The sequence below is a fragment of the Gilliamella sp. Nev5-1 genome (genome assembly GCF_001690895.1).
GTDB classification, from domain to species: Bacteria; Pseudomonadota; Gammaproteobacteria; order Enterobacterales; family Orbaceae; genus Gilliamella; species Gilliamella apicola_C.
Map to the genome: position 1 here is coordinate 12,151 of NZ_LZHO01000028.1, position 12,480 is coordinate 24,630.

Consider the following 12,480-nt stretch of genomic DNA (forward strand, 5'->3'; position numbering starts at 1 on the left):
AAACTCCTTAAAAGCAATTCAGTAAGATTATTTTATAGGCAATTTCAAAATTGTTAATTAACAATTATATTGTTTGTGATCTAGATCGACTTTTTACATCATTTAATTTAAAAGTTAACCTAACCTGTATAAAATAATAGTTAAATTGCTTATTCAATAAAAAGATATATCAATGATTAAATATCAAGATGTTGCCAAAAAAATTAAACAGACGATCTATCAGCAACAATTAGCTAAAGGTACTCAACTTGCTAATATTGAAGGGTTGATTAATCAGTATCAGGTGAGTCGTAGCACAATTATTAAAGCGCTCAATTGTCTGGAACGACAAGGCGTTATTTATCAAGTGCAAGGTAGCGGTATTTTTGTTCGTGAGCGCAAAAAAAGAGGCTACCTCAGTTTTTTACAAAGCCATGGCTTTACTGTTGATTTAGATGATGTATATGGTTCATCTAAAGTGTTTAATGTTGACATTATCAAACCCAGTGCAAGAGTGAAAGAAAACCTACAATGTGATGATTGTGAAGATGTTTATTTTGTAAAAAGATTACGTTATGTTGATGATAAATTATATTGCTTAGAACAGTCCTATTATCGCAAAAAGCTTATTTGTTATTTAAATACAGACATTGTTGAACGTTCAATTTTTAGCTACATTCAAGAAAATTACAATATCAATATTGGTTTTTCTGATAAATATTTTCAAATCATCAAAATTGATGCAAACATAGCAAAATATCTTGGGTTACAAGCGGGGGATCCTGCTCTTTGCGTTGAAGAAATATTTTATACCTCATCTGGTGAGCCGTTTGATTTCTCAAAAATTATTTACCATTATGAAAATGCAAGATTTTGCATACAAAATCATTCAAAATAAGCCATTTAACATAGTCAAAACGGCGCTACGCTGTTATAAAAATTGGCGGTAAATAGGTACTAATTCTTATTATTTTCGATAACAATTTTATATCTAAGTTAATTAGCTTGTTTTATTGGTGGTTTGTTATCTGCCATGATGCCAACCAATGCGTGAGGTTTATAGCATTCTTCTAAGTAGTTTAGTTCGTCATTGCTTAATTGTAATTGGGTTGCTTTGACGGCTTCTTGAATTTGTTTGGTTTTTGTTGCACCCACAACAGGAGCAGTAACTTTAGTTAATAGCCATGCCAATGAAACTTCCGTCATGGATACTTGGTGGCGTTCAGCAATTTCTGCAACTCGATCGATGATCACGTGGTCTTGCTCGGCGGTTTTGTCGTATTTCTTCTTCGCATAGTTATCCGCATTGGCGCGTACAGTTTGGGTGTTATATGGACGAGCAAGGCGACCGCTGGCAAGTGCGCTATAAGGCGTCATAGCAATATTATCTTCTTGGCATAATCCAAATAATTCTCGCTCATCTTCACGCATAATTAAGTTATAGTGGCTTTGAATTGAAACAAACGGTGTTAAGCCTTCATATTTTGCTATGGTGTTTGCTTTTGCCAGTTGCCATGCATAACAGTTCGAAATGCCAATTGCACGGATTTTGCCTGCCAGAATATTTTGATGAAGGGTTTCAAGGACTTCTACTATAGGTGTGTTGTAATCCCAATAGTGATAAATATAAAGATCGACGTAATCCACCCCCAAATTTTTTAGGCTTTGGTTGAGTGATTGGTTGATAGCTTGTTGCCCAGTTATGCCATTAGCAATTTGCTCAGCTGTACGTGGTAAAAATTTTGTTGCTATGACCACTTCATCACGCTGGCTCATATCGCGTAATGCTTTGCCAACATATCTTTCGCTTGAGCCATTTTGATAAGCGATTGCGGTATCGAAAAAATTAATACCTTGCTCAAGAGCATATCCAATAATTTTGCTGCTTTCTGATTCATTTAGTGTCCAGTTGTGAATACCTGCTGTAGGATCGCCAAATCCCATACAACCTAAACAAATCTGCGAGACAGTTAAATCACTATTACCCAGTTTAGTGTATTGCATGATCACTTTCCTCTATTTAAAACAGAAACCTCTAATGCGCCTTATTATATTGCGCTTTTATTTTTATAGTAAATTTGAATGTGGGTTAATGTGATATCGATCACTTTTTTACAAAAAATAGAACGGATAAGAACTTCATCTATTAAATTAAAAAATATATTAAATTAAAACATATACTAAATTAAGACATAGCAGATTATGGCAAACCATATTGCTTGATTATTTATAGGGCAGGGAAAAGTCAATGCGCAATTCCATGCCCTTTATCGTTAATAATTAGATGTTATCACTGCCACCAACCCCTTTAAATTTTTCAACCATTGTTGCTATTTTTTCAAAAACCCGACGTTTTTTGATTAAATATTGTGGATTAAGTGGGCTCATCTTCGGTAACATTTCGTTTAATTCAGTGCCATTTTCGGTTGCATATTTGCGCTTTAATGAAGAAGCAATATAGCGTTTGGTTGCTGCTTCATTTAAATTCTCTTCTCCGATTAAGACGTTAATTTCAGCTTGTTGCTGACGTTGTGCATATTGATAAAAAGCATCAACCGTACTGGCTTTGTCGGGAATGTTATTTAAATCCGTTTGATTAATAAACTCAACAATTAACCCTTCTTTAGCTCGGTTTTCTAAACTTGAACGAATCAATCGTTGAGTCTCTTCAACAATATCTTGTTTGGTTTTTTCTTGTTTATTTTGTTCATAAATTAGCTCAAGAATATAATCCAATTAGTCTTTGGTTTTTAGGTTTGGGTTGTACTATGTTATAACAAAGCAAAAAAACTAAAAACCAAAACCCTTTTTTTCGCCATATTTTAAAAGTAAAGAAAATCAAATAATTAAAAACTTCCCTCAAAAAAGGGTTTTTAAAACCCAAATCACTATTTGCCTTTTTGCATACAATATTGATAGTATATTAGCTTCTAGTTCACTGCCGTGTAGGCAGTTTAGAAATTGTTGTAGGTCTGATAGATAGTATTCAGTATGTTCACTGCCGTGTAGGCAGTTTAGAAATCTCACCTGGCATTGCATATTGCACTTCCGCAGTTCACTGCCGTGTAGGCAGTTTAGAAAAGTATTTAAGTGATGCATTAGCCAGCTTTAACGTTCACTGCCGTGTAGGCAGTTTAGAAAATAGATGCTAATTTATTGGAAGTCATTATTAAGTTCACTGCCGTGTAGGCAGTTTAGAAAAGATGGCTCTACATTAGTATTAGGCACGGATTGTTCACTGCCGTGTAGGCAGTTTAGAAAACCTAAAATTATCAGGCGAACAGATGAATTAGGTTCACTGCCGTGTAGGCAGTTTAGAAAAAACCAACGATAAATTACCGTTGGTTGTTGTTGTTCACTGCCGTGTAGGCAGTTTAGAAACTTTGCAGCTATTCAATGTGCGAAAAGGCTACGTTCACTGCCGTGTAGGCAGTTTAGAAATGACATAGCAGAGCCACCAGCACTCGCTGATGGTTCACTGCCGTGTAGGCAGTTTAGAAATATCAGTTCTGCTGAAGCGATAGCACTGGCATGTTCACTGCCGTGTAGGCAGTTTAGAAATGTTAATACTGCGTCTTCAAATGCTTCAAATGGTTCACTGCCGTGTAGGCAGTTTAGAAATGACCTGATATACATTTTATGTATACCAGCCTGTTCACTGCCGTGTAGGCAGTTTAGAAATAAAAGTCCCCGACGGTACAAAGAAATTATAGGTTCACTGCCGTGTAGGCAGTTTAGAAAGCTCGGGCATGCAGTCGAAGCAACGACTGATTGTTCACTGCCGTGTAGGCAGTTTAGAAATGAAAGTCTGGTAATTGGTGACCGCATTAAATGTTCACTGCCGTGTAGGCAGTTTAGAAAAAGATCTACAATGGTCCAGCTTATAAAAAAAAGTTCACTGCCGTGTAGGCAGTTTAGAAAAACCCATGTGACTGGACGAACTCCATCAATAAGTTCACTGCCGTGTAGGCAGTTTAGAAATTGGTTAGATTTAGCTACTTATCAGCGTATAGGTTCACTGCCGTGTAGGCAGTTTAGAAAGTTGCGATACAAAAGAAGGTAAGCAGCAATGGGTTCACTGCCGTGTAGGCAGTTTAGAAAGCATTCTGGATCTGAGCATGAACAATATTGATGTTCACTGCCGTGTAGGCAGTTTAGAAAAGAACACAAACAGCAGGTTTATAAAATTATGCGTTCACTGCCGTGTAGGCAGTTTAGAAACAGTCGAGTTAAAAATTGTCATGATAATTGTCGTTCACTGCCGTGTAGGCAGTTTAGAAAAGATAATAAAAATAGAGCTGTGCCAAAAGTTAGTTCACTGCCGTGTAGGCAGTTTAGAAATGTCGGTCGACCCGTTATTTCAACGCGACCTTGTTCACTGCCGTGTAGGCAGTTTAGAAAGCCCGTTTTCGTTTTCTCATTTGAATTTAAGTGTTCACTGCCGTGTAGGCAGTTTAGAAAAACAGCACGTTGTGCTTCAAAACGTGCAGCATGTTCACTGCCGTGTAGGCAGTTTAGAAAGAATCGGCAGATAGCAACAATACAATGATAAGGTTCACTGCCGTGTAGGCAGTTTGGAAATGATAAATGATTTCCTAATAACGATAAGCTGTTTTGCTGAAAAATACTTTACGCAGTATTACCGTATGATAAAAGCGAATAGATCGTTGTCAACTTTATGAGGCGCTAGTTATTTGTTCTTTTTGCCATATCTCCGTGAAATATTTATCACTTTGAGCTGTTTTACTCGTTTGCGGGCATGGGGGGATTTTGTCAAATTTGATTAATACCATGGTTATCATACGTTATTAACAAATAAGATACTGGAAGTTTTTATTTATTTCGAAACGGTATAGAATCCTGAATATTTTTTACAAAAAAATAACTTAAAACGTGACAATTGTGTAAATACATTCATAATGATCATACAACCACGTAAAAAATTACGTTGCTTGTTTTTGTGTGGTATATGCAATGGGTATTATGTTAGTTAATGCTTGATTAGGTCTTTTGGGGTTATCAATGGTTGGATAACTGATCCATAATTCGTTTAGCCAAATTAATAGCGATGGTTTTTTAGGGTATTATCGCCATATCACTTGTTGATAATATGGCGATAATTTTGTTTTATGTATATTCATCGCCGTCGTTTTTTAAGTACGGCGCACGATGCGAGTAATTTCTACCATTAAATTAATGGGGTATTTTTAATATCTTCGATCGTTTTTGTGCCAGCTAATTGCATGGTAATAGATAGCTCTTTATGTAGATGATCAAAAACGGATTTAACACCTTCTGCGCCACCTAAATTTAGTCCATAAAGAATAGGACGCCCAATAGCAACAAGATCAGCACCGCTTGCTAAGGCTTTAAATACATGTTCACCACGGCGAACGCCACTATCAAAAATAATCGGTACCCGTTTGGCAACTACTGCGGCAATGTTTGGTAATACGTCAAACGAGGCTGGGCCACCGTCTAATTGACGCCCACCATGGTTAGATACCCAAATTCCGTCTGCCCCAGCAGATATTGCAATGGCAGCATCTTCAGGTGATTGGATGCCTTTGACAATAACAGGTAACTTGGCCATCTCTTTGATTTTTTGAATATCTGATGGCACTATACCTTGTTTAGCTGCTGCATAAATTTCGCTAATGCCTTTACCTGAACCATCACCATTACCACTTGATTGGCTATAAGCGCTTAAATTTTTCATAGGAAGAGGGAATTGGAATTTATTGATAATATCTTCTTCACGATATCCGCCTAACGTTGAATCAACTGTTAAGATAATCGCTTTTGCACCGGCTTTAACTGCTTTATCAACAATAAAACGGTTGAAACCATCATCTTTACTCATATAAAGTTGGAAAAAATACGGTACATTAGGAGCAGCACTGGCAGCTTCTTCAATGGAAGTATTGGCATAAGTACTAATGGAGAAAATAGAACCCGCAGCGGCAACCCCTTTAGCTGTATCCATTTCGCCTTTTTCGTGAGCTAAACCTTGTGCGGCTGATGGTGATTGAATAATTGGGGTTTTTAGTGGGATATCCCATAATTTTGTTGTTAAATCGGCATGATCAACCCTTTGTAATACTCGGGGAACAATTTTTTTGCGGTTAAAAGATAAGGTGTTTTCTCTCATCGTCCACTCATCTTCGGCACCACCGCGGATATAACCAAAAGCACCAGCTTCCATTCTTGCTTTAACTAATGCTTCTAATGAAGCAATATTAACGATCTCTATAGCGTGTTCTTCATTACTTGTATGGTATGACATGATTCACTCTTAATTATGAGAATTAATGTTGCCATATTGTTATATCACAGCTATTTTTATTTAACATTAGGTAAAAATCTTTTTTTCTGAAAAGAGCATTTTTTATTATGAAAAATGCGATATTAATAAATACATGATAGGCAATGATGAAAAGCATCTTACGATGCTTTTTGTGAGGAAAGAAAAATGAATGGTGATTATTTTATGCCATACTCAGCCCGATAAGCTTCAACTTGTTTTACTTGATCTTGTCGCTCTGGGGATTGATAGAGGTATTGGATCAAATCATCTAATGTGATAATTGAAATCACATCACAATGATAAGTTTGTTTAATTTCTTGGATTGCTGATAGCTCACCACGGCCTTTTTCTTGTCGGTCTAAACAAATTAGTACACCAGCAAGTTTAGATTGGTTATCTTCTAATATTCTCATCGATTCACGAATCGCCGTGCCAGCGGTAATAACATCATCAACTAGCATAACCCGTTGCTGATAAATTGAACTACCGACTAGGTTGCCACCTTCGCCATGGTCTTTAGCCTCTTTGCGATTAAAACAATAAGGTACATCGATATTATGGTGTTCTGATAGTGCAACAACGGTTGAAGAAACAATCGGAATACCTTTATAAGCAGGACCAAAAATGACATCATATTCTAAGTTGGCATCCATCAACGCAGCAGCATAAAAACGGCCTAATAAAGCCAGATCTTTGCCAGTATTAAATAATCCAGCATTAAAGAAATAGGGGCTTTTTCTCCCCGATTTTAGTGTGAACTCGCCAAATTTTAATGCTTGCCTATCTAAAGCAAATTCAATAAATTCACTTTTATATGATTTCATCGGTTTTCTCCAATTTTCTTCAATTAGCTGTTTAGTCGTTCAAGGCTTGTTTTTGCGCATCAATAATGGCGGCTATCCCATTTTTTGCTAATCCTAATAACGTTAACAGCTCTTCATGGCTAAATGGTTCACCTTCCGCGGTGCCTTGTATTTCAATAATTCGTCCGTCATCTGTCATTACAACATTCATATCGGTTTCTGCATTTGAATCTTCTATATATTCCAAATCACAAAGCGCTTGACCATCTACAATGCCGACAGATACAGCTGCAACTAAAGATTTAATTGGGTTTTGCTTAATTTTACCTTCGGCAACCATGTTATTAATGGCATCGTTCAGCGCAACACAAGCCCCAGTAATTGATGCTGTTCTTGTACCACCATCGGCTTGAATAACATCGCAATCTAGCGTGATAGTGTATTCACCTAATAATTCTAGATCGATCATTGCGCGTAATGATCGGGCAATAAGCCGTTGAATTTCCATGGTTCGACCTGTTTGTTTGCCTTTAGCCGCTTCACGTTGCGTACGTGAATTGGTTGCTCGTGGTAACATACCGTATTCGGCTGTTACCCAACCTTGATTTTTGCCTTTTAGAAAACGTGGTACCCCTTCATCAACAGTGGCATTACACAGTACTTTAGTTTCACCAAATTCAACTAGTACAGAGCCTTCTGCATGCTTAGTATAATGACGGGTTATTTTTATAGGGCGGATTTGTTCCGCAGATCGACCAGACGGGCGCATGCAATTCTCCAATTGTTACAATTAAAAAATATCGTTTTGAACTCATTATTTAGGAGGACATCAACAAGATAGGGTTAATGTTTAGCCTAAGCTAAGAGCGCATTATACAGAATATATGATACAATGCCCAGCAAGTTTTTATAATTTTAAGGTGTTATTATGATTTGCAGTATGACCGCCTATGCAAGAAAAGAATTAAGTCAATCATGGGGAACCGCTTCTTGGGAGCTACGTTCAGTCAATCAGCGTTATTTAGAAACTTACATTCGCTTACCAGAACAATTTCGTTCACTTGAACCTATCATCCGTGAAAAATTACGGAGCCGTTTAACTCGAGGAAAAATTGAATGTAATTTACGTTTTGAGCTAGATCCTGCGGGGCAACATCAAGAACTCTTGTTAAATAAAGATTTGGCTAAACAAATACTTAATGCAGCAAGTTGGGTACAATCCGAGCATCAATCAGGGCAAACCAACCCTATTGATGTGTTACGTTGGCCGGGGGTTTTATCGGCTAAAGAGCAAAATCTGGATGCGATTTCCCAAGAAATTATAGTCTTATTAGATAGTGCGATTGATGATTTTATTACAGTGCGTGAGCGTGAGGGTAAAGCGCTTAGCGATTTGATTGTTAAACGCTTAGAAGCTATTACTGTTGAAGTTAATAAGATTCGCAATTACATGCCTCAAATACTTGAGTGGCAAAAAGAACGTTTAAAAAGCAAATTGCAAGAAGCCAATATTGAACTTGACCATTCTCGCTTAGAACAAGAGATAGTGATGCTTGCTCAACGTATAGATGTCGCCGAAGAACTTGATCGACTAATGACACACGTTAAAGAAACCTATTCTATTTTGAAGAAAAACGAAGCGATTGGACGTAGGTTAGATTTTATGATGCAAGAATTTAATCGTGAATCGAACACTATTGCCTCTAAATCAATTAATGCAGATGTTACAGCTAGCGCAATTGAACTTAAAGTACTCATTGAACAAATTAGAGAGCAAGTACAAAACATTGAATAATGACTTGATTAATGAGCCGATATCTTGGTAGTCTAGCTGTTGTATTAGCTTCTATTTTATGGAGGGCAATGTAGCCACATTTGCTCCCTCACTTTCTTCCTTGTTTATTGGCGCAGTTGCAATGGGGATTGGTGGGATTTTGCAGTGTGTTTTAGCTGTCTCTAAAATCATTAACGAGCGTGACTTGTTAATCCAGCATATCTATTTTCTTATTGTTGGTGCTATTTGCCGCAATGATTTATCCTTTAGCTCTTTATTCATCAATGCGATTATCGGGCGTGACAATTGGTACGGTTGTATCTATTGGCTCGGCGTCGATTCTCTTGGTTGTAATTGAATATGTGAACGGTGACTTTCGCTTAACTAGATGCTGGTTAATTGGCGCAATGTTTGGCATTTTAGGGATAATACTACTGTCACTTTCAGAAAATAATTTAATAAGCGTTCAAAGTAATCATATCATCTTTGGTGTTTTACTTGGTTTGGTTGCTGTATTTACTTATGCTTTATACTCATGGCCAGTGCATCAGTTTTAGTTAATGTTGAAAGAAATATCAACTAAGCCAGCCATGGGGCAACTTTTGGTTGTGGAGGCGTATTATTAATACCCATCATGGTGCTAACTGGTTTTGGTGTATGTGATTCATTAACGAATATGACAGTTTGTGTCTATATGGCATTAGTCCCTATGTTTGTAGGATATCTTTGTTATGGATTTGGCTTATCAAAAATATCCGCTAGTACCGCAACAACTATCACTCTGCTTGAGCCTGTAATAGCGGCAGTTTTAGCAATTTTGGTAGTAGGCGAAACATTGCCTTTAATGGGGTGTATCGGTATTTTCTTTATTCTTATTTGTCTTGCTTTAATAACGATTGATATAAACAAGTAAGTTATCAAAAAACAAGGATATGCAAGCAAGGCATTACACTTCTCATTTTTTATTACTTATCGTTAAAAAATATTCTCTACTTATTTTTAAGTTAAACGGGTATTGATAAAATTTAAATTAAAAAAACACAATGGTAATATAAATATGCCAATATTATGATGAAAGATAAAAGTTTGAAAAAATTATTAATCAAAGGGTTACTAATTCTATTTTTAGCTGGTTTTGTCAATGCTGACACCAATAATACCTCACTAAAAAACTTACCGATTGATGATGCCATTAAATTAGCTACTGACGCCAATAATGCAAAAGCCCAATAAAATTAGGTTAAATGCAATAAAGCTTATGAAGTCTTAATTTTGGTTTACGCATCAATAAAAACATATATTATTGATATTTGTTAAATTATAATTATTTTGATGAATTAAAACATCAACCCCAACAATATAATAGATATTACAATAAGAGGAAAGAATAATGAAAAAACTATTAACTACAGGCTTACTATTTATACTTTTAGCTGGTTTTGCTAATGCTGATACTGATAAAACTTCGCTAAAAGACTTACCATTTGATGAAGTGATGAAAATGGCAACCGAAAAAAATGATGCAAAAGCGCAGTATGATTTGGGTGTTCGATATGATCGCGGCGAAGGAGTTGAACAAGACTATGCTAAAGCAAGAGAATGGTATGAAAAATCAGCTGCTCAAGGTTATGCGAGTGCTCAATCTAATTTAGGTGTTTATTACGATTATGGTACGGGTGTTGAGCAAGATTATGTGAAAGCAAAAGAGTGGTACGAAAAAGCAGCCGCTCAAAATGATGATTACGCTCAATATAATTTAGGTATCTTATACAGTGAAGGGCGAGGAGTAGAAAAAGATGTGTCTAAAGCCAGAGAACTATTTGAAAAATCTGCGAAACAAGGTCTTGCCAATGCGCAATATAATTTAGCTATTATGTACTTACAAGGCGAGGGTGTAAAAAAAGATATAGTTACAGCAAAAGAATGGCTCGAAAAAGCCGCTATACAAGGTGTGCCACAAGCACAATTTAATTTGGGTGTCATGTATGAAAATGGTCAAGTTGTAAAAAAAGATCATAAAAAAGCCATGGAATGGATTGAAAAAGCGTGTAAAAACGGAGTTAATCATCCACTTTGTAACTAAAGCGTACTTTTAACCTGCAATACCAATAAAACTCGATTAAACGCAAAAAGGGGGAAATGAACTACTCCCCCTTTTGTTAATGTTATATTAAAATAATTCTAATTAGCTGCTGTGTGGATTCTTGTTCTGATTGATTTAAAATACCAAACAAGTACAGTCAAAGCGATACCAGCAGATAATAAATCCGCGATGGGTGATGAAGCCCAAACGCCATTAAGCCCAAAGAATAATGGCAAAATATAGAGTGTTGGCAATAAGATGAGGATCTGCCTTGAAAGGCTGAGCAAAATAGAAATTTTTGCCATACCAATACATTGGAAAAAGCTGGTTGTCACCATTTGAAAGCCAACAAAAACAAAAGACAGTGTAGTAAATTGTAAAGCAATAGCCGAAAGTTGCACTAAATCTTCCTCCGAACTAAAAGCTCGTACTAACATATCTGGAATAAAAAATCCTAACATAAAACCGAGCGAAGTCACCACTGTAGCCACTTTAACAGCATAAAAAAAAGTTTTTTTAACGCGATCATAATTTTTAGCACCATAATTATAACCAATAATAGGTTGCATACCTTGATTGATACCAATAACAATCATAATCACTAAAGTAATAAGCCGGTTAGCATTCGAATAAGCCGCAATCGAATCATCACCAGATATATCTGCAAGTGGCGCATAGCGGTTAAGTTGCCAGTTAATAAACACCACAACAATTGATGTTGCTACTTGCATTGAAAAAGGCGACAAACCGATTGATATCACTGATTTAGCAATTGAAAAGTCCAGCTTAAAATTACGACGATAAAGTTTGATATTACTATTCTTATTTAAAAAGTGTTGCATAACAAATACAAAGCTAATCATCATCGATAGTGTTGTTGCAAAAGCTGCTCCGCGCATGCCCCAACCTAAACCAATAATAAAAATTGGCGCCAAAATGATATTGGCAATTACGCTAACAAACATGGTGACCATCGCTTTAAAGGGGTAACCGCTCGCTCGCATCATATTATTGTAGTTAAAGGTAAGCGTTAAAAAGATACTGCCGGGTAAAAAAATCGTTAAAAACTCTCGGGCATAGACATGATTCTCTGGGCTTGAACCCACAAAGTGCAACACAGGATCAACAAAATAGAGCAATAACGAAAGCGTAATGCCACTCAGCACTGCGGTTAGCATAAACGAGGTACCTGCGACTTTTTCGGCTTTCTCATTCTCGCCACGACCTAAAAAAATCGAAATTCGACTAGCAGAACCAATACCTACTAGCATACCAATGCCTGCAGCTAGGTTCATAACTGGCAAAATAATACCAGCACCGCTTAATGCTTCACGGCCAATCCAGTGACCAATAAAAATGCCGTCAATAATGTTATAAAGCGTATTGACAATCGCTCCAATTACGGCGGGCAGTGCATATTGCCAAAATAATGCACTAATTTTTTTATTTTTAAAATCGTTATAAACATCAAGAGAGTGAGCCATTGCTTTTAATTTCCTGCTGTTAAATATGTACAGAAGTTACAGATAACTAT

General features: G+C 36.6%; 11 protein-coding genes, 1 pseudogene and 1 CRISPR repeat array. Of the genes and pseudogenes, 6 read left to right on the forward strand and 6 right to left on the reverse strand.

The window, feature by feature from the left end:
- Positions 1 to 172 precede the first annotated feature (172 nt).
- The gene (locus A9G41_RS04330) at positions 173 to 877 is read left to right on the forward strand and encodes a GntR family transcriptional regulator (protein WP_065582736.1); all 705 of its coding nucleotides are present in this window, start codon (positions 173 to 175) and stop codon (positions 875 to 877) included.
- 98 nt (positions 878 to 975) lie between these two features.
- Here A9G41_RS04330 and A9G41_RS04335 read toward each other — a convergent pair whose 3' ends face one another.
- The 5 genes and pseudogenes from A9G41_RS04335 to rph all read right to left on the reverse strand — a co-directional run bounded on the left by A9G41_RS04335 (position 976) and on the right by rph (position 7,858).
- Positions 976 to 1,983: an aldo/keto reductase gene (locus tag A9G41_RS04335; protein WP_075539368.1), complete on the reverse strand. Its 1,008-nt coding sequence runs from the start codon at positions 1,981 to 1,983 to the stop codon at positions 976 to 978.
- A 276-nt stretch (positions 1,984 to 2,259) separates the two neighbouring features.
- Positions 2,260 to 2,715: pseudogene (locus A9G41_RS04340) on the reverse strand (type I restriction endonuclease subunit R, EcoR124 family); the annotation flags it as partial.
- Between the two features lie 197 nt (positions 2,716 to 2,912).
- Positions 2,913 to 4,560: a CRISPR direct-repeat array (repeat unit 28 nt; unit sequence GTTCACTGCCGTGTAGGCAGTTTAGAAA).
- 607 nt (positions 4,561 to 5,167) lie between these two features.
- A complete protein-coding gene (locus A9G41_RS04345) occupies positions 5,168 to 6,265 on the reverse strand; it encodes a lactate oxidase (RefSeq protein WP_075539370.1) in 1,098 nt (365 codons plus the stop codon).
- 197 nt (positions 6,266 to 6,462) lie between these two features.
- Positions 6,463 to 7,110 carry an orotate phosphoribosyltransferase gene (gene pyrE / locus A9G41_RS04350; RefSeq protein WP_075539371.1) on the reverse strand — a complete coding sequence of 216 codons (648 nt, stop codon included), beginning with the start codon at positions 7,108 to 7,110 and terminating at the stop codon, positions 6,463 to 6,465.
- A gap of 31 nt (positions 7,111 to 7,141) precedes the next feature.
- Positions 7,142 to 7,858, reverse strand: a complete 717-nt coding sequence (gene rph / locus A9G41_RS04355) for a ribonuclease PH (protein ID WP_065582744.1) — start codon at positions 7,856 to 7,858, stop codon at positions 7,142 to 7,144.
- A gap of 159 nt (positions 7,859 to 8,017) precedes the next feature.
- On the opposite strand from rph, the gene A9G41_RS04360 reads away from it, so the two are divergent.
- The 5 genes from A9G41_RS04360 to A9G41_RS04370 all read left to right on the forward strand — a co-directional run bounded on the left by A9G41_RS04360 (position 8,018) and on the right by A9G41_RS04370 (position 10,946).
- A complete protein-coding gene (locus A9G41_RS04360) occupies positions 8,018 to 8,884 on the forward strand; it encodes a YicC/YloC family endoribonuclease (RefSeq protein WP_065652836.1) in 867 nt (288 codons plus the stop codon).
- A gap of 58 nt (positions 8,885 to 8,942) precedes the next feature.
- Entirely contained in the window at positions 8,943 to 9,221 is a 279-nt protein-coding gene (locus A9G41_RS14500) for a hypothetical protein (RefSeq protein WP_218057995.1), read from the forward strand.
- Between the two features lie 276 nt (positions 9,222 to 9,497).
- Complete coding sequence (locus A9G41_RS14505; protein ID WP_218057784.1) at positions 9,498 to 9,776, forward strand: DMT family transporter; 279 nt, start codon at positions 9,498 to 9,500, stop codon at positions 9,774 to 9,776.
- Between the two features lie 173 nt (positions 9,777 to 9,949).
- Positions 9,950 to 10,096, forward strand: coding sequence for a hypothetical protein (locus A9G41_RS14215; protein WP_176700874.1), 147 nt, complete (start codon positions 9,950 to 9,952; stop codon positions 10,094 to 10,096).
- A 157-nt stretch (positions 10,097 to 10,253) separates the two neighbouring features.
- On the forward strand, positions 10,254 to 10,946 hold the full coding sequence (locus A9G41_RS04370; RefSeq protein WP_065652835.1) for a tetratricopeptide repeat protein: 693 nt from the start codon (positions 10,254 to 10,256) through the stop codon (positions 10,944 to 10,946).
- Positions 10,947 to 11,044: 98 nt separating this feature from the next.
- Here the strand turns inward: A9G41_RS04370 and A9G41_RS04375 are convergent, their stop codons facing one another.
- Complete coding sequence (locus A9G41_RS04375; protein WP_065588804.1) at positions 11,045 to 12,430, reverse strand: MATE family efflux transporter; 1,386 nt, start codon at positions 12,428 to 12,430, stop codon at positions 11,045 to 11,047.
- Positions 12,431 to 12,480 lie beyond the last annotated feature (50 nt).